General features: G+C 69.7%; 18 protein-coding genes and 1 pseudogene. 10 read left to right on the top strand and 9 right to left on the bottom strand.

Going from position 1 to position 26047, the window contains the following annotated elements:
* Positions 1-147: 147 nt before the first annotated feature.
* Together AB0D18_RS07110 and AB0D18_RS07105 are read right to left on the bottom strand one after the other, a co-directional pair.
* Entirely contained in the window at positions 148-567 is a 420-nt protein-coding gene (locus tag AB0D18_RS07110; protein WP_362413785.1) for an SSI family serine proteinase inhibitor, read from the bottom strand.
* Positions 568-685: 118 nt separating this feature from the next.
* Positions 686-1234: a DUF1707 and FHA domain-containing protein gene (locus tag AB0D18_RS07105; protein ID WP_362413783.1), complete on the bottom strand. Its 549-nt coding sequence runs from the start codon at positions 1232-1234 to the stop codon at positions 686-688.
* A 236-nt stretch (positions 1235-1470) separates the two neighbouring features.
* Here AB0D18_RS07105 and treZ point away from each other — a divergent pair, with 236 nt between their 5' ends.
* A complete protein-coding gene (gene treZ, locus AB0D18_RS07100) occupies positions 1471-3234 on the top strand; it encodes a malto-oligosyltrehalose trehalohydrolase (RefSeq protein ID WP_362413781.1) in 1764 nt (587 codons plus the stop codon).
* 86 nt (positions 3235-3320) lie between these two features.
* Here the strand turns inward: treZ and AB0D18_RS07095 are convergent, their stop codons facing one another.
* Positions 3321-4415 carry a LacI family DNA-binding transcriptional regulator gene (locus tag AB0D18_RS07095; protein WP_362413779.1) on the bottom strand — a complete coding sequence of 365 codons (1095 nt, stop codon included), beginning with the start codon at positions 4413-4415 and terminating at the stop codon, positions 3321-3323.
* A gap of 821 nt (positions 4416-5236) precedes the next feature.
* Between AB0D18_RS07095 and AB0D18_RS07090 the strand changes: the two genes are divergently transcribed.
* From AB0D18_RS07090 to AB0D18_RS07065, 6 genes are all read left to right on the top strand, one after another.
* Positions 5237-6583: a sugar ABC transporter substrate-binding protein gene (locus AB0D18_RS07090; protein WP_362413777.1), complete on the top strand. Its 1347-nt coding sequence runs from the start codon at positions 5237-5239 to the stop codon at positions 6581-6583.
* A 163-nt stretch (positions 6584-6746) separates the two neighbouring features.
* A complete protein-coding gene (locus tag AB0D18_RS07085; RefSeq protein WP_362414078.1) occupies positions 6747-7640 on the top strand; it encodes a sugar ABC transporter permease in 894 nt (297 codons plus the stop codon).
* Positions 7637-8506: a carbohydrate ABC transporter permease gene (locus AB0D18_RS07080; RefSeq protein ID WP_362413776.1), complete on the top strand. Its 870-nt coding sequence runs from the start codon at positions 7637-7639 to the stop codon at positions 8504-8506. Before AB0D18_RS07085 ends, AB0D18_RS07080 begins: the two co-directional genes overlap by 4 nt.
* Before the next feature lie 15 nt (positions 8507-8521).
* A complete protein-coding gene (locus tag AB0D18_RS07075; RefSeq protein WP_362413774.1) occupies positions 8522-9793 on the top strand; it encodes a glycosyl hydrolase in 1272 nt (423 codons plus the stop codon).
* A 254-nt stretch (positions 9794-10047) separates the two neighbouring features.
* Positions 10048-12135 carry an endo-beta-N-acetylglucosaminidase gene (locus tag AB0D18_RS07070; RefSeq protein ID WP_362413772.1) on the top strand — a complete coding sequence of 696 codons (2088 nt, stop codon included), beginning with the start codon at positions 10048-10050 and terminating at the stop codon, positions 12133-12135.
* Between the two features lie 26 nt (positions 12136-12161).
* Entirely contained in the window at positions 12162-15194 is a 3033-nt protein-coding gene (locus AB0D18_RS07065; protein WP_362413770.1) for a glycoside hydrolase family 38 C-terminal domain-containing protein, read from the top strand.
* A gap of 126 nt (positions 15195-15320) precedes the next feature.
* Here AB0D18_RS07065 and AB0D18_RS07060 read toward each other — a convergent pair whose 3' ends face one another.
* Positions 15321-16349, bottom strand: coding sequence for a membrane dipeptidase (locus AB0D18_RS07060; protein ID WP_362413768.1), 1029 nt, complete (start codon positions 16347-16349; stop codon positions 15321-15323).
* A 264-nt stretch (positions 16350-16613) separates the two neighbouring features.
* Between AB0D18_RS07060 and dnaE the strand changes: the two genes are divergently transcribed.
* Entirely contained in the window at positions 16614-20153 is a 3540-nt protein-coding gene (gene dnaE / locus AB0D18_RS07055; RefSeq protein ID WP_362413766.1) for a DNA polymerase III subunit alpha, read from the top strand.
* A gap of 104 nt (positions 20154-20257) precedes the next feature.
* Here dnaE and AB0D18_RS07050 read toward each other — a convergent pair.
* A pseudogene (locus tag AB0D18_RS07050) lies at positions 20258-20542 on the bottom strand (LLM class flavin-dependent oxidoreductase); the annotation flags it as partial.
* A gap of 283 nt (positions 20543-20825) precedes the next feature.
* Between AB0D18_RS07050 and AB0D18_RS07045 the strand changes: the two are divergent.
* A complete protein-coding gene (locus AB0D18_RS07045) occupies positions 20826-21683 on the top strand; it encodes a PhzF family phenazine biosynthesis protein (RefSeq protein ID WP_362413764.1) in 858 nt (285 codons plus the stop codon).
* Positions 21684-21698: 15 nt separating this feature from the next.
* Here the strand turns inward: AB0D18_RS07045 and cpt are convergent, their stop codons facing one another.
* From cpt to AB0D18_RS07030, 3 genes are all read right to left on the bottom strand, one after another.
* Positions 21699-22223: a chloramphenicol phosphotransferase CPT gene (gene cpt / locus AB0D18_RS07040; protein ID WP_362414076.1), complete on the bottom strand. Its 525-nt coding sequence runs from the start codon at positions 22221-22223 to the stop codon at positions 21699-21701.
* 78 nt (positions 22224-22301) lie between these two features.
* Positions 22302-23834 carry an FAD-dependent monooxygenase gene (locus tag AB0D18_RS07035; protein ID WP_362413763.1) on the bottom strand — a complete coding sequence of 511 codons (1533 nt, stop codon included), beginning with the start codon at positions 23832-23834 and terminating at the stop codon, positions 22302-22304.
* 31 nt (positions 23835-23865) lie between these two features.
* The gene (locus AB0D18_RS07030; protein WP_362413761.1) at positions 23866-24753 is read right to left on the bottom strand and encodes an NAD(P)-dependent oxidoreductase; all 888 of its coding nucleotides are present in this window, start codon (positions 24751-24753) and stop codon (positions 23866-23868) included.
* Between the two features lie 121 nt (positions 24754-24874).
* Here AB0D18_RS07030 and AB0D18_RS07025 point away from each other — a divergent pair, with 121 nt between their 5' ends.
* Positions 24875-25192, top strand: coding sequence for a helix-turn-helix transcriptional regulator (locus tag AB0D18_RS07025; RefSeq protein WP_362413759.1), 318 nt, complete (start codon positions 24875-24877; stop codon positions 25190-25192).
* On the opposite strand, the gene AB0D18_RS07020 is transcribed toward AB0D18_RS07025, so the two are convergent.
* The gene (locus AB0D18_RS07020; protein ID WP_362413757.1) at positions 25189-25773 is read right to left on the bottom strand and encodes a TetR/AcrR family transcriptional regulator; all 585 of its coding nucleotides are present in this window, start codon (positions 25771-25773) and stop codon (positions 25189-25191) included. The genes AB0D18_RS07025 and AB0D18_RS07020 overlap by 4 nt on opposite strands.
* Positions 25774-26047 lie beyond the last annotated feature (274 nt).

Below are 26047 nucleotides of genomic sequence, written 5' to 3'. Positions count from 1 at the left end.
GTCCGGGAGATCAGCTTCCTTCGGGGGGTGTACCTACGTCACTGACACCAGCCGTACAGTCGCCCTGGGGTTTTCCCCAGGGCCGTACTGCGGTCAACCGCAGTCCTCAACGGCCGGTTGGTCAGGTGTACTTGAAGGCAGCCGGGCCTACTTGAAGACCGAACCCGTCGACGCGTGCATCACGCAGGCGTTGGGGTAGTTCTTCGCGAACACCATCCGGCGGCCGTCCCACATGCCGTACGACATGGCGGTGACCGGCTTGTAGATCATCGGGCAGACGACGTCCGCGCGCTTGATCTTCGAGATGTCGCCGTCGACCGCGTTGAGCTGCCTGCAGGCAACGGAGGCCACCGGGCGGCTGCCCCTGGGCGGCGGGCAGCGCAGCAGCTTGCCCTTCATGGGACCGATCACGTCCTGGCCCTCGATGACCACGGTGTACAGCCAGTTGCCCGAGGGGGCTTCGGGGACCGTGGTGGACGCGGTCGCACTGCCCGCTCCGGCGAAGAGTGCCGCGGTCGCGGCCGCCGCGACGAGGGCCTTGCGCGCTGCTGTACGTACTGCCGACATGGCTGTCACCGTTCCTTGCGCGGGGTGGACGCGAACGGACGCCCGCGCCGGTGCATGCATCGGCACGGGGCGGACCGGTGTTGACCGGCGATGGGCCGAACAGCCCAACGGGAATCCCTCAGTTCGCCGACAGCCGGAAGGACATCCGGCCGAAGCTGACCTGGTCCCCGTCGTTGACCACGGCGGTCCCGGTGACCCGGCGCCCGTTCACACAGGTGCCGTTGGTGGAGCCGAGGTCGCGGAGGATCCAGATGCCGCCCTGCTGGACCAGTTCCGCGTGCCGGCGCGAGACGGTCTCGTGGCTGAGCCGCAGCCCGTTGCCCGTGTCGCGGCCGATGCGCAGCGGCGCCGGCCCCGGTGCGGGGAACAGCAGCTTCGGCAGCCGCTCCGTCGTCCATGCCCTGCGCAGCCGAACGGTGAACGCGGAGGCCCGGCCGACCGCGGCGAACATCCGGCGGGACCAGCGGCCGTCGGTGTCCAGGTCCGAGGTGAGAACGACCAGGTCGGCGGACTGCCGTGCGGCGAGGGCGAGTTCCATCCGGTGCAGGAAGGTTTCGTGCGACAGCTTGCCCTGCGCCGCACCTTCTCGCAGTACGGCGAGCGCACGGTCCCGCTCGGCGTCGGAGAGCCGCGCCGGGTACGTGTGGGGCTCGTAAGAGGGCGTCACAGGAAGATTGTCGGGCCGACATGGCTGAGGTGTCCAGCAGACCGGGTGTTCTCGCCCGAGCTGACCAGCACGGGAACACGCATCGAGGCGGCTTCGACGGACTCCGGACGGGCACTCCACTGCGACTCGGGCCGCCGGCCCGCCCCGGGACGACAGAATGGCCCGGGACGACAGAACTACCGGGAACGACACAACTGCTCGGGACGACAGAGCTCTCCGACGAAGAGGGGCCGCCAGTGCTGTTCGAGGTGTGGGCACCAGAAGCCGTGGACCGGGTCACGCTCCACCTGCCGGGCGGGGCCACCGCCACCCATGACATGGAGCGCGATCCGGACCGTGACGGCTGGTGGACGGTACGGGCCGAGGCTGCGGACGGCAGCCGCTACGGCTTTTCCCTGGACGGCGGCCCGGTCCGCCCCGATCCGCGCTCCCGCCGCCAGCCGGACGGGCCCGACGGGCTCAGCGCCGTCGTGGACCACGACGCGTTCGTCTGGCGGGACGACTGGGCGGGCCGACCGCTGACGGGGGCGGTGCTGTACGAGCTGCACATCGGCACGTACACCCGTGAGGGCACCTTCGACGCCGCCTCAAAGAGGCTCGGGCACCTGGTGGAGCTGGGCATCACCCATGTCGAGCTGATGCCGGTGTGCCCGTTCCCCGGGACGCACGGCTGGGGGTACGAGGGGGTGTCCCTCTGGGCGGTGCACGAGCCGTACGGCGGGCCCGACGGACTGAAACGGTTCGTCGACGCGGCGCACGCCGTCGGGCTCGGCGTGGTCCTCGACGTGGTGCACAACCACCTCGGCCCGTCCGGCAACCACCTCCCCCTGTTCGGCCCGTACTTCACGGAGACGCACCACACTCCCTGGGGTGCGGCGGTCAACCTGGACGCGCCCGGCTCGGACGAGGTGCGGGCGTATCTGGGCGGGAGCGCGCGGTCCTGGCTGCGGGACTACCGGCTCGACGGGTTGCGCCTGGACGCCGTGCACGCCCTCGCGGACACGCGGGCGCTGCCCTTCCTGGAGGAGCTGTCGGCCGGTGTCGACGCCCTGGCGGCCGAGCTGGGCAGGCCGTTGTTCCTGATCGCCGAGTCCGACCTGGGGGATCCGCGCACCACCACCGCGCGCGAGGCGGGCGGCCTCGGTCTGCACGCCCAGTGGAACGACGACTTCCACCACGCCCTGCACACCGCCCTCACCGGCGAGTCCCAGGGCTACTACGCGGACTTCGCGCGCGCACCTCTTGAGGCGCTGGCGAAGACACTCACCCGGGCCTTCTTCCACGACGGCACGTACTCGTCGTTCCGGGGCCGGAAGCACGGCAGGCCCGTCGATCGTACGAGGACCCCCGCGCACCGGTTCCTCGGGTACGCGCAGACCCACGACCAGGTCGGCAACCGTGCGCTCGGGGACCGGCTGTCGGCGTCGCTCTCCCCCGGGCTGCTGGCCTGCGCGGCGGCGGTCGTCCTCACGGGTCCGTTCACGCCGATGCTGTTCATGGGCGAGGAGTGGGGGGCGCGCACGCCCTGGCAGTTCTTCACCGACCACACCGATCCGGAGCTTGCCGAGGCCGTACGGAGCGGGCGCCGGCGGGAGTTCGAGGCGCACGGGTGGGCGGCCGACGACATTCCGGACCCGCAGGATCCGCGCACCAGGGAGCGGTCCTGCCTGGACTGGTCGGAGCCGGACCGCGAGCCGCACGCCCGTCTGCTGGCCTGGTACCGCGAGCTGATCGCGCTGCGCCGCACGCATCCGGACCTGGTCGACCCGGACCTGGCCTCGGTGCGCGCCGCCCACGCGACGGACGGGGCGGGGCGCTGGATCGCGTACCGCAGGGGCGACATCAGGGTCGCGGTGAACCTCTCCGACGCCCCGGCGACCATCGGTCTCGGCCGCAACGGGCGCAGCAGTGTGCTGGCGGCGTGGGAGCCGGTGGAGGCGCCGGGGCGGGACGGGGTGCTGGTGCTGCCGCCGGAGTCCTGCGTGGTGCTGGGCAGCTGACCGCTGGTGCTCACGGAGGCGGCTTGGGCTCACTGGTGCGGCTTGGGCTCACCGGGGCGGCTTGTGCTCACTGAGGCGGCTTTTGCTCACTGTGGCGGCGGCCCGGTGCTCTCCCTCGGTTCCAGGTGCGGGAGTTCGCCTTGGAGGCTGCGTACCGGAGAGCCATCGACGACGGCCAGGAGTTCCTGGGCGGCCAGCCGGCCGAAGGCGGGGGTGTCGCGCACCAGGGCGGTCAGCCGGGGGTGGGTGACCCGGCAGAGGGCCGAGTCGTCCCAGGCGACTATCGACAGGTCGCCGGGCACGGAGACACCGCGTCCGGCGGCCACCGAGGTGCCCGCGACCGCCATCACGTCGTTGTCGTAGACGATCGCCGTCGGGCGGGTGTGCGGCGGCTCGTCGAGAATGCGGCGGGTGGCTTCGGCGCCCTCCGCGTCCGAGTAGTCGGTGGCCACTGAACGCACCTCGTCCTCTTTGAGGCCGCGCCGGGCCGCCTCCGCGCGCAGGGAGACAATGCGCCGCTCGGTGTGGGCCAGGCCGCGCATTCCGGCGACGTGCACGATGCGCCGGTGGCCGAGGGAGTGCAGGTGGTCCAGTACGGAGGCCATCGCGCCCGCGTCGTCGGCCCACACATTGGAGAGGGGCAGCGGGATCTGGGCGTGGTGCGCGTCGGCCTCCAGGCCGCCGATGACGACGGCGGGCAGGCCCAGCGAGGCGAGCAGGGCGGGGCGCGGGTCGTCCACCCTGGGGTCCACGACCAGGACGCCGTCCACGCGGCGCTCCGCCCACCAGCGGCGCAGTACGGCCAGTTCGGTGTCGAGATCCTCCACCACCTGGAAGAGCAGCGCCACTTGACGTGCGGAGAGCGCCTCCTGGATGCCGGAGACGAGCTGGAGGAAGAAGGACTCGACCCCCAGGGTCCGGGCGGGACGGGCGAGCACCAGGCCCGCGCAGCCGGCGCGTTCGCCGGAGAGGGCGCGGGCGGCACTGTTGGCCTGCCAGCCGAGTTCCTCGGCGACCCGGCGCACGCGCGCGCGTGTGCCGGGCGAGACCCCGGGGCGGTCGTTGAGCGCGAAGGAGACCGCGCTCTCGGAGACACCGGCGCGGCGGGCGATGTCCTTCATGGTGGGCCTGCGCGCCGGCCGGGGCCGGATGCCGTCGCCTGACGCGGCAGCAGCGGTCATGGGGCGGGGTTCCTCTCAGGTGCGGGTGCGGGTGCGGGTACGGGTGCGGGTACGGGTGCAGATGCAGGTGGCTGAGCGGATACGCGCGGCGGTTCGGATGCCGGAGGCGGTGCTTCCACCCGTACGGCGACGGCCGTGCTGTAGGCGACGCGGCCCTGGCCGACCGCCTTGGCCAGCACCGAGTACTTTCCGGGCGGGGTGCTGGCGGGCAGGGTGCCGACGGGCGGGTGCCGGGTGAAGCGGGCTTCGGCCCCGCCTCCGGCCGGGACGTCCACGACGCACGCCCGGGGCCCTGCCGGCTCCCCACCACCGTACGGGGAAACCAGGGTGGCCTCGCGACGAGCGGGAGACGGGCGTGCCGACCGGGCTCCAGTACCACCGTCCGCGCCCTCCGGAAAGGCATCCAGCCGGTCGGCACGTGGACCGCCACAGCGACTTCCACAGAGTCCTCCCGCAGCCACCTCGGGTGCGGCGTCCCGACCTCCAGCACCGCGACCCCGGCATGCACGTCGTCCAACCGATCCCCCAACTCCGGCCGCAGAATACCGAGTAGTGAGCTAAACCGCATTAGCGCTTCCTGCGGAGAGGCTCAACGGAACCGCAGGCTAAGGCACAGCCAAGGGTGCAGGCTAAACCGCATTAGTACACAGAAGCATTACCGCGCCCCACACTCCGTGTCAACTCCCCACTCAACCGCATTAGTCCAGCTCACAGACGCACAAAAACCAACCGTGGCAGACCTGTTGACGTCACGCACACCGCCCGTCCATCGTGTGTTTCGCAATCCGGCAGCGCGGCCGGTGCGAAGAGGAGGAACGACGATGTCCCGTGGGCGCCTGTCCCGCATCTCCATCGCCACCGCCATGGCGGCAACCCTGCTGTCGACAGCCGCCTGCGGCATGGGCGGCGGCGGCAATGACAACGATGCCAAGCAGCCCGAGAAGTCGGGCAAGGTGTCCGGCGAGATCAGCTTCCGCACACTGCAGCTCAAGCCGACCTTCACCACGTACGTCCAGGGCGTGATCGACGCGTTCGAGAAGAAGTACCCGGACGTCAAGGTGAAGTGGGAGGACGTGCCGGGCGACGGCTACAACGAGAAGCTCGTCGCGGACGCACAGGCCGGCGCTCTGCCGGACGTCGTCAACCTCAACACCGACTCCTTCCAACTCCTTGCGGACCGAGGCATGTTGGCGGACGTCGCCAAGCTGGACCCGGCTGTGCAGAAGGACTTCGTCCCCGGCGCCTGGGACCAGTACAAACTCCCCGCCAAACAGGGCGTGTTCGCCTACCCCTGGTACGTGACGCCGGAGATCCTCACGTACAACAAGGACCTCTTCGCGAAGTCGGGCCTGGACGTCAACAAGCCGCCGACGACCGTCGAGCAGTTCTTCGACTACTCGGAGAAGATCACCGAGAAGTCCGGCGGCAAGTACTCGGCGTTCATGGCCGATCCGAAGTCGCGGCTGCCCGGTGACTGGCAGAAGATGGGCATCCCGGTCCTCAACGCCAAGAAGGACGCCTTCAGCTTCCACACGCCGAAGGCCGTGGAGTGGGTCGAGCGGATGAAGAAGCTGTACGCGATGGGCGCCATGCCCAAGGAGTCGCTCACCAAGTCCGACGACACGAGCCAGCTGTACGGCGCGGACAAGCTGGTCTTCGGCCCCGGCTCGCCCGGCTTCATCCGGGACGTGAAGGCGAACGCACCGAAGGTGTACGCCAAGACGCAGGTGGCGAAGGCGGTCACCGGGGTCCTCGGCCACATCGGCATCTACACGCAGTCGCTCGGCGTCCGTAAGGACACCAAGTCCCCCGACGCCGCCGCCGAGTTCGCGAAGTGGGTGACGAACGGGCCGAACCAGGTCGCCTTCTCCAAGGAGGTCGCGATCTACCCGTCGAACGCGAAGGGCCTCGCCGACCCGTACTTCTCCGACAAGGGCGACGGCAAGGACCCGGAGACCCTGGCGCGGGCGCTCGGCGCGGAGGAGCTGAAGGAGGCCCAGCTCGACGCGAACACGCCCGTGGAGTGGACCAGCCAGATCGGTGACGCGGTGGTCCGCGAGATGCAGAAGGCGATCAAGGGCGAGGTCGACGCGAAGACCGCGCTGACGAAGGCGCAGGACGAGGCGAACAAGATCCTGGCCCAGCAGGCCAAGTTGAAGAAGAAGTAGGCGGCAGGTACCTCATGTCACCCCTCACGCCGGAAGCGAGTACGTCGTGCCACAGCTGACCGGTACCGGTACGGACACCGGGCCCCGCGCGGAGCCGACCGCGCGGGGCAGCGGCCCCGCCCTCCCCGGGGGCAAGCGCGAGGCCCGCCGCCTCAAGAAGGCCATGGGCATGGAGACGGGCCTGGTGCACCGCCGCTGGTGGACGCCGTACCTGTTCCTGCTGCCGGGGCTCGCCCTGGTGCTGACGTTCAGCCTCTGGCCGTTCGTCAACACCGTCATCCTCTCTCTGACGGATGCTCAAATCCTGCGCGGCGGCGGCTTCGTGGGGTTCGACAACTACGCACGGGCGGTGGCGGACGACACCTTCTGGCTCGCCCTGTTCAACAGCGTGCTGTACACGGTCGTGGTCGTGCCGTGCCTGGTGTTCCTGCCGCTGGCGCTGGCCGTGCTCGTACAGAAGAAGATCCCCGGCATCGGCTTCTTCAGGTCCGCCTTCTACACGCCGGTCATCGCGTCGGCGGTCGTCGTCGGCCTGATGTGGCAGTGGATCCTGCGCAGCGACGGGCTGGTGAACACGGTCTTCGAGAAGCTGAGCCTGATCAGCGAGCCGATCCCGTTCCTCACCGACTCCACGATGCTGCTGGTCTCGGCGATGATCGTGACGGTGTGGAAGGGCCTGGGCTACTACATGGTCTTCTACCTGGCCGCGCTGGGGAACGTACCGACGTCGCTGTACGAGGCCGCGGCCATCGACGGCGCGGGGACGCTGCGGCGCTTCTTCAGCATCACCGTGCCGAGCGTGAAACCGATGATGCTGCTGGTCGGGACGTTGTCGGCGATCTCGGCACTGCGCGTCTTCACCGAGATCTACATCCTGGGCGGCGAGAGCGGCGGTCCTGGCGGCGACTCCCGGACGCTGCCGTTCCTGATACGTCAGGTGGGTCTCGGGTTCGCCGGCGAGACGGGTTACGCGGCGGCCATATCCATCCTGCTGTTCCTGCTCACGCTGGTGTTCAGCCTGCTGGGGCACCGTCTCTCGAAGGGGGACGAGAGTTGAGCACAAGCGCTGTTTCCCGCGTTGCCGACAAGCCGAAGCGTTACAGCCGGCGGGTGCTGATCGGCCTGTCCGGACGGTATCTGACTCTCTGTCTGATGCTGGTCGTACTCGTCGGCCCGATCGCCTGGCAGTTCCTGACCTCGCTGAAGGGCCGTGGCGAGAACGTCTACGAGGGCGTCCTGCCCAGCGATCCCACGCTCGACAACTATTCCCGGGTCTCGGAGGCCTTCCCGCTCTTCCAGTACGTCGGCAACACGCTGACCGTGGCGGTGCTCGCGATCGTCTCGAACTGCCTGTTCGCGGCGATGGGCGGATACGCGTTGTCGCGGGCCGGGTGGCGGGGCCGCAAGTCGGTCTTCACGGTGCTGGTCGCGACGCTGATGTTCCCGTTCGAGTCCGTGATGATCTCGATGTTCCTGACGGTACGTGAGATGGGCCTGGTCGACACCCTGGCCGGGGTGTGGCTGCCGGGCGCCGTATCGGTCATCAACCTGTTGATCATGCGCGCGTCGTTCCTCGCCGTACCGAAGGAGGTCGAGGAGGCGGCGGTCCTCGACGGCGCAAACGAGTGGCAGCGGTTCCTGCGGGTCTTCCTGCCAAGTGCCAAAGGAGCGCTGGCAGTTGTCTGCATCACCAGCTTCATGGGGGCCTGGGACGACTTCCTGTGGCCGCTGATCGTGCTGACCAACAGCGAGAACTACACGCTTCAGCTGGGACTGAAAACCCTGGCCGGCGCGACGACCGTCAACGACCAGCGGCTGATCGCGGCCGGGGCGATGGCGGCGCTGCTGCCGATGATGCTGCTGTTCTTCGCGTTGCAGCGGTACTTCTTCAAGGGCGTCGGCGAGGGCGCCATCAAGACCTGACCCGAGGAATGGCCGATGTCCGCAGCACGCGTAAGCCCCGTACGTCCGCAACCGCGCTTCGGGGCCAACTACACGCCTTCCGTGGGGTGGTTCCACCACTGGCTGGACTTTGAACTCGACGAGGTGCGAAGGGACTTCGACTCGCTGGCCGCCCTCGGCCTCGACCATGTGCGGGTCTTCCCGCTGTGGCCCCTCTTCCAGCCCAACCGGACGATGATCCGGGGCCGGGCGGTGGAGCAGCTGGGGCAGCTGGTCGACGCGGCGGGCGAACGCGGGCTCGACGTGGCGGTGGACGCGCTGCAGGGGCACCTGTCGAGCTTCGACTTCGTACCGGCGTGGCTCACGACGTGGCACCGGCGGAACATGTTCACGGACCCGGACGTGGTGGAGGCCGAGGCGCGGTACGTGGAGACGCTGGCCGCCTCTCTCGCCGAGCGGCCGAACTTCATCGGGATGACGCTCGGCAACGAGGTCAACCAGTTCTCCGACCGGCCCCACCCGGACCCCGATCCGTGTACGTACGACCAGGCGGGGCTGTGGCTGGAACGGCTGCTGGCCGCCTGCGAGCGGGGTGCGCCGGGCAAGCTCCACGTGCACTCGGAGTACGACGCGGTGTGGTTCCAGCCCGGACACCCCTTCACCCCGGCGCACGCTTCGCAGCTCGGCGGTGCGACGACCATCCACGCGTGGGTGTTCAACGGGACGGCGCAGCGGCACGGGCGGGCGGGTGCGGCGACGGTCCACCACGCGGAGTACCTGATGGAGCTGTCGCGGGCGTGGGCCGAGTTGCCGGGTCGGCCGGTGTGGCTGCAGGAAGTGGGCGCTCCCGCGCCCCTCATCCCCGCAGAGCACGCGGCGGAGTTCGTGACGGCGACCGTGGAGAACGCGCTCACCTGTGAGGACCTGTACGGGGTGACGTGGTGGTGCTCGCACGACGTGTCGCGCGACCTGGCGGACTTCCCCGAGCTGGAGTACAGCCTCGGACTGCTCACCTCCGAACGGGAGTTGAAGCCGCAGGGGAAGGCGGTGGCCGAGATGATCGCGCGGGTACGGGCCGGTTCGGCGCCGGAGCCTGTGCGGCGGCGGACGGCGCTCGTCCTTGATGTCGGAGACCCCCTGACTGCGCCGGGGCGGGCGACTTGCGCGCCGGGCGGGGAGTTCTACGAGGCGTGGGCGGGGCTGGCGGGGGACGGGGTGCGGGCGGGTGTCGTGCTTGCTTCACGGGCTTCGGATACGGGGTACCTGGCGGGGCGGGGGATTGAGGAGGTGGTGGGGGTGGGGGGCTGAGGGGGGCGGGGAGCGGGAGCGGGAGCGTGGGCGGCGGTGGGCGGTGGGCGTCGTGCGGGTGCGTCGTGGCTGGTCGCGCAGTTCCCCGCGCCCCTAAAAGCCTGCCCCTTAGCCCCTAGCCTCTTAAGCCCGCAAGCCCTCTTGCGCGATACCGCCGCCTCCTTGGGCAGCGGGGCGGCCCCCACGCGGAGCCCCGCCCCCCGACCGCACGCCCCCATCACCGCCCCTCCCACCCCACTCCCCCGGAGACACCCATGCCCCTCTCCCGCCGCGCCCTCCTCACCGCCACCACCGCCCTCGGCGCCGTCCCGTTCCTCGGCGTCACTCCCGCCCAGGCGAAACCCCTTGCCCCGCAACCCCCAAAATCCCTCCAGCCCTACGCCAGTTACTGGTTCCCCGACACCTTCCCTGAGGGAAGAAACCCCGACCCCGGTGCCACCTGGCGCAGCCTCAAAGCCTGGCGGGCCGCCGACGACCCCGACCTCGCCTTCAACACCTCCACCGTCCCCCTCGCCACCAAGCGCCGCTTCACCCCGCGCCCGGCCAACCCCACCGCCCGCCCCGACCAGGCCAAAATCTCCGCCCTCGTCTCCTTTGGCCCCACCACCCGCAACCCTTCCCAGGGCTCCACAGGACCCGGCGCCGCCGACTACTACGCCCTCACCCACTGGGCCTACCTCGAAGAGCTCGTCTTCTGGGGCGGTTCCTCCGGCGAAGGCATCATCCTCGCGCCCAACGCCCCCGTCGTCGACGCCGCCCACCGCAACGGCGTCCGCGTCCTCGGTAATGTCTTCCTCCCGCCCGTCGCCTACGGCGGCAGCCTCCGGTGGACCCGCGACCTCGTCCAGCGCGACGCGTTCGGCCGGTTCCCGCTCGTCGCCCAGCTGATCGAGGTCGCACGGACGTACGGCTTCGACGGCTGGTTCATCAACGGCGAGACCGACGCGGGCGGCGACACCCAACTCGCCGCCGATTTCGTCGAGTTCGTCAAGGCACTCCGCCGCTCCGCCCCCGATCTCTCCCTCACCTGGTACGACGCCTTCAACATCGAGGGCCGCGTCGGCTGGCAGGGTGCGCTCAACGACAAGAACGCCGCCTTCTTCCAGCACTCCCGCACGATGTTCGTCGACTTCCGCTGGTCCCCGGCCAAGCTCGCCGAATCCGCCGCGTACGCGAAGAGCATGGGCCGCTCCCCGTACGACCTCATGACCGGTGTCGACGTCGAGGCGAACGGCTGGAACACCCGTGAGGACTGGGACGCCATCGTCCCCGCCACTCGCGACCACGTCACCGGCCTCGGTCTGTACCGGCCGGAGTGGACGCTGCACTCGCTCCCGTCCGCGACCCGTACCCCCGCCCAGTTCCACGCCCGCGACGACCAGTTCTGGACCGGCGAGCACACCGACCCCACCGCCCCGAACGGTCCCGGCACCTGGCGGCCCGCCGCCCAGTACGCCGCCGACCGTTCCACCGTCTCCGCCCTCCCCTTCGCCACCTCCTTCAACACCGGCCACGGCACCGGCTGGTACGAGGACGGCCGCCGGACCGGCGACACCGGGTGGAACCACCTCGGGCTCCAGGACCTGCTCCCGTCCCGCCGCTGGACCGTCCGTACCTCCGGCAGACGCCCGCAGGTCGGCTTCGACTTCGACGCGGCCTGGCGGGGTGGCAGCAGCCTCCTCGTCCAAGGGGCGGGAGGCTTCGCGGCGAACCCGGTCGAGCTGGATCTCTACCGTACGAGGCTCGAAGTGGGCGGCGGTACCGTCGAGTTGATCCATCAGACCCCTCAGGGCAACGCCGCCGTCGAGGTGACCGTCACCGGCTCGGACGGCCGCGTCCGCCGGCTTGCGACCACCCGCGTCCGTACCGTCAACGGATGGACCGTCTCCGTCGCCCGCCTGCCCCGAGGCCGAAGCCGCACCCCCGGTCGCGTCGACGCCATCGGCGTACGGCTCACCGGGGCGGCCACCGCCTGGCGGCTCGGTGCGCTCTCCGTGTACGAGCGCGAGGCCGACGCCCCGGACCGGCCCGCCGCCGTACGCATCACCGACCACCGGGTCACCTCCCCCACCTCCCCCACCTCTTCCACCACCCCCACCACCCCCACCACCGCCGAGCTGCGCCTGCGGTGGCAGCCGGTGTGCGGGGCCCGGCACTACGAGGTGCACCAGGTGCTTCCGGACGGCGCACGGCGTTTCCTCGGCGGCACGGCGGGCAGCGCCTACTACGTCCCGTCCCTGCACCGCACCTCGGACACCGAGAAGCGAGCCGTCCTCGAAGTCCGCGCGGTGGGGCCGCTGTTGAGCTCCTCGCGCCCCACCACCACCTCCCTCGCCTGGTAACCCCACACACACTCGGAGCCACCCTCATGCACGACGACCGCAGCATCGTGGAGCACCGCCTCCGGCGAGTGCTCCAGGAGCGGATCCAGCCCGCCGTCCGCTCCCACTCCGTCCCCCTCGCCATCGAACGCTGGGAAGCGCCCGGCGAGCCGGTTCCGGTCGACGAAGGTCTGGCCGCCGGGTACGAGCCGGCGACGGCCGGCGAGCCGTGGGGTCCCGCCTGGGGCACCACCTGGTTCCGCGTCACGGGCCGGGTGCCCGCCGAGTGGGCGGGGAGGACCGTCGAGGCGGTCATCGACCTCGGCTTCGACCGGCAGATGCCGGGCTTCCAGTGCGAGGGCCTGGTCTACCGGCCCGACGGCGAGGCGGTGAAGGCGCTCAATCCGCGCAACGACTGGGTGCGGATCGGCGGCGACCGGGTGGCCGGCGGCGAGGAGGTCCTCCTCTACGTCGAGGCCTCGTCGAACCCGATCCTGGTCGACCACGCCCCGACGTACGAGGGCGATCGGCTGACCGCACGGCAGGACCCGCTCTACCGCATCGAGCGGATGGACCTGACCGTCTTCGAGACCGAAGTCTGGGAGCTGGTACAGGACTTGGAGGTGCTCGGCTCGCTGATGCACCACCTGCCCAAGGAGGACGCGCGCCGCTGGGAGATCCTGCGGGCCATCGAGCGCTGCCTCGACGCGGTCGACCTCACGGACGTCGCGGGGTCGGCAGCCCGCGCCCGTGGCGAACTCGCCGAAGTCCTCGCCTCCCCCGCCGTCCGGTCCGCGCACCGGATCAGCGCGGTCGGGCACGCCCACATCGACTCGGCGTGGCTGTGGCCGCTGCGCGAGACGGTGCGGAAGGTGGCCAGGACCTCGTCCAACATGGTCAACCTCATGGACGACCACCCGGAGTTCGTCTTCGCGATGTCGCAGGCACAGCAGCTGGCCTGGATCAAGGAGCACCGTCCTGAGGTGTTCGCCAAGGTCAAGAAGAAGATCGCGGACGGGCAGTTCGTGCCGGTCGGCGGCATGTGGGTGGAGTCGGACACCAACATGGTGGGAGGTGAGGCGATGGCGCGTCAGTTCCTCTACGGCAAGAAGTTCTTCATGGACGAGTTCGGGATCGAGACGAACGAGGTCTGGCTGCCGGACTCCTTCGGGTACACGGCGGCGATGCCGCAGCTCGTGAAGCTGTCCGGCTCGAAGTGGTTCCTGACGCAGAAGATCTCGTGGTCGCAGGTGAACAAGTTCCCGCACCACACCTTCTGGTGGGAGGGCATCGACGGCACTCGCGTCTTTACGCACTTCCCGCCGGTCGACACGTACAACTCGGACCTGGGCGGCGAGCAGATGGCGCACGCGGCCGGCAACTACCGCGAGAAGGGGCGGGGTTCACGCTCGCTGGCTCCCTTCGGGTGGGGTGACGGCGGTGGCGGTCCTACCCGCGAGATGCTGGCGCGGGCGGAGCGGCTGCGCGATCTGGAGGGTTCGCCGAAGGTCACGGTCGAGAAGCCGTCGGCCTTCTTCGCGAAGGCGGAGGCCGAGTACCCGGACGCCCCGGTATGGGCGGGCGAGCTGTATCTGGAGCTGCACCGGGGCACGTACACCTCGCAGGCGAAGACCAAGCAGGGCAACCGGCACAGCGAGTCGCTGCTGCGCGAGGCCGAGCTGTGGGCGTCGACGGCGGCGGTCCGGGCGCCCGGATACGCCTATCCCCAGGCCGACTTGGAGCGGATCTGGAAGACGGTGCTGCTGCACCAGTTCCACGACATCCTGCCCGGTTCGTCGATCGCCTGGGTGCACCGCGAGGCGCGCGAGACGTACGCGCGGATCCGGGGCGAGCTGGAGTCGATCACGGTCGGCGCGCAGACGGCGCTCGCGGGGCAGGGTGAGGAGGCTCTGGTCTTCAACTCGGCTCCGCACGAACGCCGTTCGGTCCGCGCGGGTGGTGCGTCGGCCATTGCCGTACGTACGACGGAAGCGGTCGTCGCATCGGCGCGCGACGGCGGCTTCGAGCTCACCAACGGTCTCCTCCGCATCACCGTCGACAGCCGCGGCCTGGTCGTCTCCGCGTACGACATCGGGGCCCGCCGGGAGGCCGTCGTCCCGGGCCTCGCTGCCAACCTCCTCCAGATCCACCCCGACTTCCCGAACATGTGGGACGCCTGGGACATCGACGAGTTCTACCGGCACAACGTGACGGATCTGGACGGGGTCGATTCCCTTGAACTGACGGCATCGACCGATGAGTTGGCAACCGTCAGCGTCATCCGGTCCTTCGGGGACTCGACCGTCACCCAGCGCCTCACCCTCCGCTCCGGTGCGAAGGTCCTCGACATCGAGACGGACGTCGACTGGCGGGAGACGGAGAAGTTCCTGAAGGCGTCCTTCCCGCTGGACGTGAAGGCGGAACGGTCCGCCGCCGAGACCCAGTTCGGGCACGTCTTCCGCGCCACGCACACCAACACCTCGTGGGAGGCTGCCAAGTTCGAGATCTGCGCGCACCGCTGGATCCAGGTCGAGGAGCCCGGCTGGGGCACGGCCGTCGTCAACGACTCCACGTACGGCCACGACGTCACCCGCGACATGCGCGCCGACGGCGGCCAGACCACCACGGTCCGCCTCTCCCTGCTCCGCGCCCCGCGCTACCCGGACCCGGAGACCGACCAGGGCACGCACCGGTTGCGCTTCGCGCTCGCGCCGGGCGCCACGGTCACGGACGCCGTCCGCGAGGGCCACTGGATCAACCTCCCGGAGCGTACGGTCACGGGCGCGCCCGGCACGGTGGTCGAGCCGCTGTTCGCGATGGACGACGACCGCATCGTGGTGGAGGCGGTCAAGCTGGCGGAGGACGGCAGCGGCGACGTGGTCGTCCGGCTGTACGAGTCGGCAGGCGGCCGGGCTGCGGGCACGCTGACCCTGGGCTTCCCGGCGGCGTCGGTCGTGGAGACGGACCTCCTGGAGCGTCCGTACGCCGAGGCGCCCTCGTACACATGGGATGCGGAGGGTGGTGTGGCGGTGTCGCTGCGTCCGTTCCAGATCCTGACGCTGCGGGTGGCGCGGGCGTAGCCGCACAGCCCGGCCCCTCCCCGCACGGAGGCGCGCAGACCGGGCCCCCTCCCCGCACGAGGCGCGGGGAGGGGCCCCGTACGAGGTACCGGGCCCCCTCCCCGTACGAAGGAGGGGCCCGGTGCCTCACCTCGCGCGCCCCAGTTCCTTGCGGAACAGCTCCGTTACGTTCCCGCCGAGCACCTTGCGCAGTACGTCCTCCGGCACGCCCCGTCCCAGCAGCGCCTCCGTCACCAGGGGCAGCCCGCGCGGTCCCGACAGGCCGGGCAGTGACGCGGGGTAGCCGTAGGGCTCCTCCTCGCAGCAGCGCGGCATCGTGTCATGGTCGACCTCTTCGATGAAGTCGGCGCCGATGCCCACGTGATCGGGGCCCACCACGTCCAGTACGTGCAGGAAGTGGTCGGCCAGCCGGTCCAGGGTGCAGTCGGCGGGGTCGGCCGCCAGGAACTCCGGGAGGAAGTTCACGCAGACCGTGCCGCCGGTGGCGGCGATGCCCCGCAGTTGGTCGTCGGTGAGGTTGCGGTGGTGGTCACGCAGGGCGCGGGCCGAGGAGTGGGTGGCCATCACGGGGCGGGTGGCCAGTTCCAGGACGTGGGCGACGCCGGCGGCGTTCAGGTGCGACACGTCGTAGATCATGCCGAGGCTCTCCATGATCGAGAGGGCTTCGACGCCCGCCTCGGTGAGCCTGCTGCCGGTGGCGTCCTCGCCGCTGCCGTCCGCGAGCGGCGTACGCCTCCAGTGCGCGAGGGAGGCGACTCGTACGCCCAGCCGGAACAGCGTCGGGAACAGCTCCACGGACGCGTCCACGCCCGGTGCGCTCTCCAGCGCCAGGACGAGCGCGATCTTTCCGGCCCCGTGGGCGGCGTCGATGTCGTCGCCGTCGAGACACAGCTGCACGGAGTCCTGATTGCCCTCGGCCAGGACGTGCGCACACTCGATCATGCGGAGGGTCTGGCGGAGGGCACCCTCGGGGCGGTACGCGTCGCCGATGAAGACCGGGAGGACCTGAAGATCGACTCCGCCCTCCTGGAGCTGCGGCAGCCACCGCTCCCGGAAGAAGCCCGCCCAGCGCCGGGGAGGCCGGGCGGTGACGGCTATGAGGAGGTCGTTGTGGGCGTCGGCTACGACGGCGTGGCGGTGCAGTTCGAGGGACACGGGGCCTCACCCTAGGCGCGCCGGCCCTCCGGATCCACAGGTATTTCTCACATCTCTCTGACCTCGCCTTCTTCCCGAAATAGTGGCTCTGACCTGCACAGACACCGACTCGGGCAGTCCTGCGAGCGGCCTTGATCAGCCCCTTGGGAGAGGTAGGCTCGGGGGTCTCCGACACCTCGTACGCCTCCCCGGGGCAGCTCTGTGCCCCAGGCCGTTTCGGCGTGCCGTACCTCAGCCGCCCCTCCCCCGGAAGGCACTTGACCCGTGGCCGATCAGCCGTTCACGCACCTGCACGTTCACACCCAGTACTCGCTCCTGGACGGCGCGGCCCGGCTCAAGGACATGTTCAAGGCGTGCGGCGAGATGGACATGACGCACATCGCCATGACCGACCACGGCAATCTGCACGGGGCGTACGACTTCTTCCACCAGGCGAAGAAGGCGGAGATCACGCCGATCATCGGCATCGAGGCGTACCTCGCCCCGGAGTCCCGCCGCCACAACAAGCCGGTGAAGTGGGGCGCCCCGCACCAGAAGGGCGACGACGTCGCGGGTGCGGGCGCGTACACGCACATGACGATGTGGGCGCGGAACAACACCGGCCTGCACAACCTCTTCCGCGCCCAGTCCCGCGCCAGCCTGGAGGGCTTCTTCCGCAAGCCGCGCATGGACCGCGAGCTGCTGCAGGAGTACGGCGAGGGCCTGATGGCGACGACGGGCTGTCCGTCGGGCGAGATCTCCACCAAGATCCGCCTCGGCCAGCTCGACGAGGCGATCAAGGCGGCCGGAGAGTTCCAGGACATCTTCGGCAAGGAGAACTTCTTCGTCGAGCTGATGGACCACGACATCGACATCGACCGGCGGGCCCGCTCGGGCCTCCTGGAGGTCGCGAAGAAGATCCAGGCGCCCTTCGTCGTCACGAACGACTCGCACTACACGTACGCGTCCGAGGCGGCGGCCCACGACACCCTGCTCTGCATCCAGACCGGCTCGAACATCTCCGACACGGACCGTTTCCGCTTCGACGGCTCGGGCTACCACCTGAAGACGGCCGCCGAGATGTACGCGATCGACTCGTCGGACGCCTGGCTGGAGGGCTGCCGGAACACCCAGCTCCTCATCGCGGACCGGGTCGACACCTCGGGCATGTTCGAGCCGAAGAACCTGATGCCGAAGTTCGAGGTGCCCGACGGGTACGACGAGGTGTCGTGGTTCCGCGAGGAAGTGCGCATCGGCATGAACCGGCGCTTCAACGGCAGCGTCCCGCAGGACCGCCAGGAGCTCGCCGACTACGAGATGGGCATCATCATCGAGATGGGCTTCCCGGGGTACTTCCTCGTGGTCGCCGACTTCATCATGTGGGCCAAGAACAACGGCATCGCGGTGGGCCCGGGACGCGGTTCGGCGGCCGGTTCGATCGTCGCGTACGCCATGGGCATCACCGACCTCGACCCCGTCCCGCACGGCCTGATCTTCGAGCGGTTCCTCAACCCCGAGCGCGTCTCCATGCCCGATGTCGACATCGACTTCGACGAGCGCAGGCGCGGTGAGGTGATCCGGTACGTCACCGAGAAGTACGGCGCCGACAAGGTCGCCATGATCGGCACGTACGGCACCATCAAGGCCAAGAACGCGATCAAGGACTCGGCCCGCGTCCTCGGCTACCCGTACGCGATGGGCGACCGTATTACGAAGGCGATGCCCGCCGACGTCATGGGCAAGGGCATCGACCTCAACGGCATCACGGACCCCAAGCACCCCCGCTACAGCGAGGCGGGCGAGGTGCGCGGGATGTACGAGAACGAGCCCGACGTCAAGAAGGTCATCGACACGGCGCGCGGCATCGAGGGCCTGGTCCGCCAGATGGGCGTGCACGCGGCCGGCGTCATCATGTCGAGCGAGCCGGTCATCGACCACGCACCGGTCTTCTCGCCGAAGAACGACGGCGTGGTCGTCACCCAGTGGGACTACCCGAGCTGCGAGTCGCTCGGCCTCCTCAAGATGGACTTCCTGGGCCTGCGAAACCTGACGATCATGCAGGACGCCCAGAAGGCCATCAAGGCGAACAAGGGCATCGACCTCGAACTGCTCTCGCTGCCGCTCGACGACGGTCCTACGTACGAACTCCTGGCGCGCGGCGACACATTGGGCGTGTTCCAGTTCGACGGCGGCCCCATGCGCTCGCTCCTGCGCCTGATGAAGCCCGACAACTTCGAAGACATTTCCGCCGTGTCGGCGCTCTACCGGCCGGGCCCGATGGGAATGAACTCCCACACGAACTACGCCCTGCGCAAGAACAAGCAGCAGGAAATCACCCCGATCCACCCGGAGTTGGAGGAGCCGCTCGCCGAAGTCCTGGGCATCACCTACGGCCTGGTGGTGTATCAGGAGCAGGTGCAGAAGGCTGCCCAGGTCCTCGCCGGCTACTCCCTCGGCCAGGCCGACCTGCTCCGCCGGGCAATGGGCAAGAAGAAGAAGGAAGTCCTCGACAAGGAATTCGTCCCCTTCCAGAAGGGCTGCCGCGAACGGGGCTACTCGGACGAGGCGATTCAGGCGGTGTGGGACGTCCTGGTCCCCTTCGCGGGTTACGCGTTCAACAAGGCGCACTCCGCCGCGTACGGCCTGGTCTCCTACTGGACCGCCTATCTCAAGGCGAACTACCCCGCCGAATACATGGCCGGCCTCCTCACGTCCGTCAAGGACGACAAGGACAAGATGGCCCTGTACCTCAACGAGTGCCGCCGCATGGGCATCAAGGTGCTGCCGCCGGACGTGAACGAGTCGGCGGGCAACTTCACCCCGCAGGGCGACGACGTGATCGTCTTCGGCCTGACCGCCGTCCGCAACGTCGGCCAGAACGTCGTCGACTCGATCGTCAAGTGCCGCAAGGCAAAGGGCAAGTACTCCTCCTTCCCCGACTACCTCGACAAGGTCGAATCGGTCGTCTGCAACAAGCGGACGACGGAATCCCTCATCAAGGCGGGCGCGTTCGACGCGATGGGCCACACCCGCAAGGGTCTGTCCGCCGTCTTCGAGAACATGGTCGACGCGGTCGTCCAGGTAAAGCGAAAGGAAGCCGAAGGCCAGTTCGACCTCTTCGGCGACATGGGTACGGACGGCCCGGACGACTCCCCCGGCTTCGGCCTGGACACCCCCATCGGCGACATCGAGTGGGACAAGTCCTTCCTCCTGGCCCAAGAGCGCGAAATGCTCGGCCTGTACGTCTCCGACCACCCGCTCTTCGGCCTGGAACACGTCCTCTCCGACAAGGCGGACGCGGCGATCGCGTCACTCACCAGCGGTGACTTCTCGGACGGTGCGGTCACCACCATCGGCGGCCTGATCACCGGCCTTCAGCGCAAGATGACCAAGCAGGGCAACGCATGGGCGATCGCGACGGTCGAGGACCTGGCCGGCTCCATCGAGTGCATGTTCTTCCCGGCGACGTACCAGCTCATCTCCACCCAACTCACCGAAGACACCGTGGTGTTCGTCAAGGGTCGCCTCGACAAGCGCGAGGACATCCCGCGCCTGGTCGCGATGGAACTCCAGGTCCCCGACATCTCCGACGCCGGCACGAACGCACCGGTCGTCCTCACCATCCCCACGGTCAAGGTCACCCCGCCGATGGTCGGCAAGCTGGGCGAGATCCTCTCCCACCACCGCGGCGACACGGAGGTCCGCATCAAACTCCAGGGTCCGCGCAAGACGACGGTGCTGCGCCTGGACAGGCACCGGGTGAAGGCGGACCCGGCACTCTACGGCGACCTGAAGGTGCTGCTCGGCCCGAGCTGCTTGCAGTAACGGCCGGCCCGAAGGGGTCGTCCCGCCGCGCCCACCACGCCGCGGGACAACCCCCGATCCGCATCAGAACAACGCTTCGTCAGGACAACGCTTCGTTAAAACATGACACCGATGCCGAGCGTGAAGCGTCCGCCCGACAGGCGGTCGAGGGTCGCCGTCTGCTCGGCGAGCATCGCGGTCTGGTACACGGGGGCGATCAGTACCTCGGTCTGGACGCGAATGCGGGACGTGGCACCGGCGAGAGCCGCGAGGGTGACGAGGGGCTCGGGGTTGTCGAAGACGAGCCGGTCGAGCAGGCCGATCGTACGGAACGGACCGGCGTCGGCACACTGCGCCCAGCTCAACAGCGCGGCGGGGTCGTCAAGGGGAAGGCCAAGGCCAATTTTCATGGAAAACAATCCTCCGGAAGGCACACCAAAGCTGGTGCCGCCCCTCCGTGACTCCGCGCGATGGCGCGCGAGCCTGCTCCCGCTCTGCGGCTTTCGGTTCCAGAGAGCGTGGTTCCTGGAGTGCGGTGACGGTAACGCGCTTCGCCCGGCATGCACCACACCTCTGGGCGGGACCGGCACATCAGCGGGTCAGTCAGTTGCGACAGCAACTCAGCTCCGACCCAGTCCACTTGTTCCGGATTGGACTTGGCGGAACCTTGAATGGCCCCCCTACGGTCGTGGCATGCAGCTCCACGTAGTAGACGCCTTCACCGACCGCCCCTTCACCGGAAACCCGGCGGGTGTGTGCCTCCTGCCCGCCGGGGACTGGCCGGAAGACGCCTGGCTGTCGCTGGTGGCAGCCGAGGTGAACCACCCGGAGACCGCCTTCGCACTGCCTCTGGCCGACGACCCCGAGGCCGACTGGGAGATCCGCTGGTTCACCCCGCTCGTCGAGGCCAATCTGTGCGGCCATGCCACATTGGCCACGGCACACGTACTGCGGACCGTGCGGGGACTTCGCGGCACCGCACGTTTCCGCAGCCGCCGGCACGGTGTCCTCCTCGCGCACACCGAGGAGGACGGCAGCATCACGCTGGACTTCCCTTCCTCTCCCGCGCTTGACGTCCCGGTGCCTGAGGGACTGTTGGCAGCACTTACACCGGAAAGGGCACGGGAGAGCCTGGGCGCCACCAAGCCCCAAGCCGTCCTCCGGGCCGACCCGCTCGGCGATCTGCTGGTCGTCCTGCCCGACGAGGCCGCCGTACGATCCCTGGCCCCCGACCTCGACGCGGTGGCGGCCCTGACGCGCCGGGAGGGTCTGCGCGGTCTCATCGCCACCGCACGTACGGCCGACCCCGGCCAGGGGTACGACTTCGTGTCCCGGTTCTTCGCACCGGCCAGCGGAATCCCCGAGGACCCGGTCACCGGCAGCGCGCACACCGTGCTCGCCCCGTACTGGTCTGCACTGATCGGCCGCAATCGGCTCACCGGCCTCCAGGCGTCCCCGCGCAGCGGCCTGGTCCGCACCGCCGTGCACGGCGACCGCGTCCACCTCACCGGGGACGCGGTCACGGTTCTGGAGGGCACCCTGCACGGCTAGTTCGCAAACGAGCCGTCACTCCGTCCGAGCGGCAATGCGCCGCGCACACTCCTGCGGCCCGCTGCGCGCGGTATCCACCTCGAAGTCGTACGACACTCCGTCGTGCACCAACTCCGCCTGCGCAGCGGCCATTCCACCGATCCGGTCCCCCCGCGCGGCCTCCCGCTCCGCCGCCACCCCGGCCTCGCACCGCACCCCGACCCACAAGACCTCGACATCACCGCCGATCGCTTTCGCCCACCGCGCCTGCGACTCGGCGCCCCCGAGAAACACCTCGTCCACCACGACCCGCGCCCCGGCCCGCACCATCGCGACGACCCCCGCGATCCAGGCTTCCTCCAGCCGCCGGAACTCGCCCCCGACGGCAACCCCACCGTCCGGGGCGAACTCGATCCCCGCGTCCCCCTCACGCAGGGACGCGGGCAGCGCATCGACGAAGGTGTCCACGCTGAGCGACAGCCACGACCCCGGCAGCACCGCTTGCAGACACCGGACGATGCTGGACTTCCCCGAGCTGGAACCACCGTTGAGAACGATCATCTGAGTCTTCACGGGGCCAGATTAAAGGGTGGCCGGACGAGCGGCGGGTGTTGCCCGGCCCGACCGAGGAGGCTGGGCTCAGGCTGCTGAGACCTGCTCCTTCCGGGCACGGTTCGGCGGGCCGAGCCAGCGGGTCAGGGCGTCGCTGAGGTCGTCCGAGTCCGGTTCCGTGCCTGCCGGGGACGCCCACGCGACGTACCCGTCCGGGCGGCAGAGGAGTGCGCTCCATTTGAGGGGTTCCCGGCTGCTTACCCGTACCGTACGGAGCCAGGGCCGGCTCTCTCGGGGAGCGGTGACGCCCTCGGTCAGCAGGAGCAACGGCCGCGCCTCGTGCAGGAGTTCCGCGACGGTGGTCGGGCCTTCGTCGGTGGTGAAGGTGTGGTTGGGGAGGAAGCTGCCCGCCAGGGCTGGCGCGCTGAGCGGTTGCGGGTAGTGGATGCCCTGGCCGCTGACCGTGTCGGCCATCTCCTTGACCTGGGCCGGATCGCTGAGGAGCTGGGTGAAGTGGGCGCGCAGGCGGGCGTGTTCGGGGCGCGGGTTCATGACGGAGGCCTGGGTGCGGGTGTTGTCGACGACTTCCTGGCCGACCGGATGGCGTTCGCTGGTGTACGTGTCGAGGAGCGCCGGGGGTGCGTCGCCCCGTACCACCGCACCCAGCTTCCAGCCCAGGTTGAACGCGTCCTGCAGGCCGGTGTTGAGGCCCTGTCCGCCGAGCGGGGCGTGCACGTGCGCGGCGTCGCCCGCCAGCAGGACCCGGCCGGGTCCCGGCGTCCGGTAGGTGTCGGCGAGGCGGGTGAAGTCGCTGAACCGGGAGAGGTACGCCGCCCCTCGCATCGGTATCCTCCGGCCGAGGACGCGTTCGGTTGCCTCCGTCAACTCCTCGAACGTGACCGGCTGTTGGCGGTCGGGGAAGGGGTGCGTGAAGTCGTGGACGACCACCCGGCTGAGTCCGTACGGGTTGACGTTGATCAGCGTCGCACCTTCGGGTCCGTACGCCCAGCCACCCGGCGCGGCGGCCGGGTCGAGGAGTTCCACGAGGCCGACCAGCCCGCTGAAGGACGGCGGGGTGGTCGTCGCGGGTATCTTGGCCGCCTCGCGGACGGTGCTGCGGGCGCCGTCGCTCCCGATCAGCCAGTCGGCCTCGATGCGGGCCCGGGTGCCGTCCTCGGCGACGGTCTCGGCCTCGACGCGGTCGGCGTGTTCGGTCAGGCCCCTCACCCGTACTCCGCGCCGGATCACCGCGCCCAGGGTGCGCGCCCTGGCTTCGAAGGCCTCTTCCAGGGCGGACTGCGACTGGTTGAAGATCGGAGGGCCCTCGGCGGTGGGCGTGGTGATCTCCAGCAGGGGCAGTCCGGCGAAGTGGAAGCCGGTTCGGTGGTGGAGGTCGAGGCGTCCGGGCTCGGGGAGCCGCAGGAAACCGCGGCGCAGCAGGGACTGCACGCTGCGGGCGTGCAGGGTTCCGGCCCGCGGGGTGTCCCTGACCTGCACGTCCTGTTCCAGGACGATCGTCTCGACGTTCTGCAGGGCGAGTTCGCAGGCGAGCAGCATGCCGACCGGGCCGCCGCCCGCGATCAGGACTTGTGTGCGTTCAGGGAATCGGTCGGTCAACATGCGAGCTCCCGCTGTCTCTCGGTGGGTGAGGTCAGTCCTGCGGCTTCGCGTCGAAGCTCGCGAAGTAGCCGGCCACCATGTCCTCGCCGCCGTGGCCCTGCTCGGCCGCACGGGCGAAGCGGTCGCGGGCCGCCTCGGTGCCGTCCAGGCGCAGGCCCGCACGCCGGGCCGCCTCCGCGGCGAGGCGGGCGTCCTTCTCCGCGTTGTCGACGGTGAAGCTGGGGGTGAAGTCCTCGGCCAGGACGGCCGCGGACTTGCCCTGGAAGTAGCCGCTGTCGAGCGGGCCGCCGGTGACGGCGTCGACGAAGTGCTGCGGGTCCACGCCGAGGCCCTTGGCGAGGGAGAGGGCTTCGCCGACACCGTTGGTGAGGGCGACGACCCAGGTGTTGAGGACCAGCTTGAGGCGGCTGGCCGCACCGGTCGCGGGGTCCTCGCCGATCCATACGGTGCGCGAGCCGATGGTGTCGAAGAGCGGCTGCACGGTGGCGCGCGCCGACTGCGGGCCCGCTGCCAGGACGGTGAGCTTGCCCAGTTCTGCGGGCTGGCGGGTGCCCAGCACGGGGGCGTCGACAAGGACGAGCCCGGCCTCGGCGGCGTACGCGGCGATCTCGTAGATCTCCTCGCCGACGGTGCTGACCTGCACCCAGACCGTTCCGGCGGCGAGCTTCGGGGCGGCGGCCCGGACGGCTTCGAGGACGCGGGGGCCGTCGTTGAGGACGGTCAGGACGACGTCGGCGCCGTCGACCGCGTCGGCCGGGGTGTCGGCGGCGTGCACTCCGTCGGCGGCGAGGGCGTCGGCCTTGGCCCGGGTGCGGTTCCAGGCGCGGACGGTGAAGCCGGCCTTGGCGAGGTTGCGGGCCACGGGGGCGCCGATGATTCCGGTGCCGAGGACTGCGACGACCGGCTGGGGGGTGGTCATGGCGGACTCCAGAGGTCAAGGGGTTCGAAAATCTTCGTACCGCTTCACCTTAGGCACCCCGCGGTTATGCTGGCAACGCCCGACTGTGATCTCCGTATGACCACTGCATGAAAGGTTGCGGATGCCTCTCCAGCTCTCCCATCCGCCGCTCGACACGGTCCAACTCGACGCGGTGTACGCCGCGTTGGCCGACCGGCACCGGCGGCTCGTGGTGGTCGTGCTGGCCTCCGCGCCCGAGGCCGAGGTGCCCTGCACCGCCCTGGACGTACCGGGGTCAAAGTCCACCCGCTCGTACCACTGGAAGGTCCTCCGCGAGGCGGGGCTGATCGTCCAGCGCAGTACGGGCACGGGGATGCTGCTGCGGCTCCGCCCCGACTTCGACGAACGTTTCCCGGGGCTGCTGGACAATCTGCTGCGGCTTGAGCGCCCGCGGAACTAGCCAGGCGGCAGTACCCGGTCCACCAGAGCGGCCAGCGCCTCCCGGTCCGAGACCTTGCCGAGCACCCGCAGCCCGTACATCGAATTGAGCAGGTAGAGCGCCTGCCCCCGGGGCTCCCCCACCTCCCGCAGCGACCCGTCCCGCACCCCCTGCTCCACGCAGACCGTCAGCGCGTCCACCATGCGGTCGAAGGTGTCCCGGACGTACTGGGTGACCCGGGCGTCACGGCCGGCCAACTCCATCGCGGAGTTGACCACGAGACACCCCCGGTGTGCGGGATGCTCCGCGGTCTCCTCTTCGACCACGCTCATCAGGACGGTACGGATCCGGTCGCGGGCAGGGCCCTCGCCCTCCTCCAGCAGCTCCACCAGGCGGGTCGTCTGCTTGGTGTCGTAGCGCTTCAGGGCCGCCTGGAAGAGGCCGTACTTGCTGTCGAACGTGTTGTAGAGGCTGCCGCGGCCGAGACCCGTGCTCTCCACCAGATCCTGGGCCGAAGTGGCCGCATAACCCTTCTCCCAGAAGGTGGTCATGGCGGCGTCCAGCGCTGTGTCGAGGTCGAAGCCCCGGGGGCGAGGTGACATAACCCGCAGGTTAGCGGTTCTGGAACGATTATTAAACTTCCGTTGCGTGGAGCGCAATCGGTGCGGGAAGTGTGCTTGTCTCAGTCCCGCAGCTCGCCGCCCACCCGGACTCGGTCCGGGGTTTGGGCGCGGGGTACAGCCCGGAACCGGGCACCGAGAGCGCTTCATCACTGGGGGAATACCTTGTCCGGAGCCCAGCCCGTCGTACCTGCGCGTGCCGCACGCGATCTCCACCAGGAGCATGCCGCCTGCCTTCCCGGCCTCCTGGAGCAAC

Origin of the sequence: Streptomyces sp. NPDC048442 (assembly GCF_040651475.1) — a bacterium.
GTDB lineage: Bacteria > Actinomycetota > Actinomycetes > Streptomycetales > Streptomycetaceae > Streptomyces.
The sequence above is the reverse complement of the archived record's forward strand: the minus strand, read 5'-3'. Positions and strand labels throughout refer to the sequence as shown.

What these genes read in the sequence shown, in the direction of transcription:
- AB0D18_RS07110 (WP_362413785.1), bottom strand. Translation starts at nt 567, where the DNA reads ATGTCGGCAGTACGTACAGCAGCGCGCAAGGCCCTCGTCGCGGCGGCC.
- AB0D18_RS07095 (WP_362413779.1), bottom strand. Translation starts at nt 4,415, where the DNA reads ATGACCGCTGCTGCCGCGTCAGGCGACGGCATCCGGCCCCGGCCGGCG.
- AB0D18_RS07090 (WP_362413777.1), top strand. Translation starts at nt 5,237, where the DNA reads ATGTCCCGTGGGCGCCTGTCCCGCATCTCCATCGCCACCGCCATGGCG.
- AB0D18_RS07085 (WP_362414078.1), top strand. Translation starts at nt 6,747, where the DNA reads ATGGGCATGGAGACGGGCCTGGTGCACCGCCGCTGGTGGACGCCGTAC.
- AB0D18_RS07075 (WP_362413774.1), top strand. Translation starts at nt 8,522, where the DNA reads ATGTCCGCAGCACGCGTAAGCCCCGTACGTCCGCAACCGCGCTTCGGG.
- AB0D18_RS07070 (WP_362413772.1), top strand. Translation starts at nt 10,048, where the DNA reads ATGCCCCTCTCCCGCCGCGCCCTCCTCACCGCCACCACCGCCCTCGGC.
- AB0D18_RS07065 (WP_362413770.1), top strand. Translation starts at nt 12,162, where the DNA reads ATGCACGACGACCGCAGCATCGTGGAGCACCGCCTCCGGCGAGTGCTC.
- AB0D18_RS07045 (WP_362413764.1), top strand. Translation starts at nt 20,826, where the DNA reads ATGCAGCTCCACGTAGTAGACGCCTTCACCGACCGCCCCTTCACCGGA.
- cpt (WP_362414076.1), bottom strand. Translation starts at nt 22,223, where the DNA reads ATGATCGTTCTCAACGGTGGTTCCAGCTCGGGGAAGTCCAGCATCGTC.
- AB0D18_RS07035 (WP_362413763.1), bottom strand. Translation starts at nt 23,834, where the DNA reads ATGTTGACCGACCGATTCCCTGAACGCACACAAGTCCTGATCGCGGGC.
- AB0D18_RS07030 (WP_362413761.1), bottom strand. Translation starts at nt 24,753, where the DNA reads ATGACCACCCCCCAGCCGGTCGTCGCAGTCCTCGGCACCGGAATCATC.
- AB0D18_RS07025 (WP_362413759.1), top strand. Translation starts at nt 24,875, where the DNA reads ATGCCTCTCCAGCTCTCCCATCCGCCGCTCGACACGGTCCAACTCGAC.
- AB0D18_RS07020 (WP_362413757.1), bottom strand. Translation starts at nt 25,773, where the DNA reads ATGTCACCTCGCCCCCGGGGCTTCGACCTCGACACAGCGCTGGACGCC.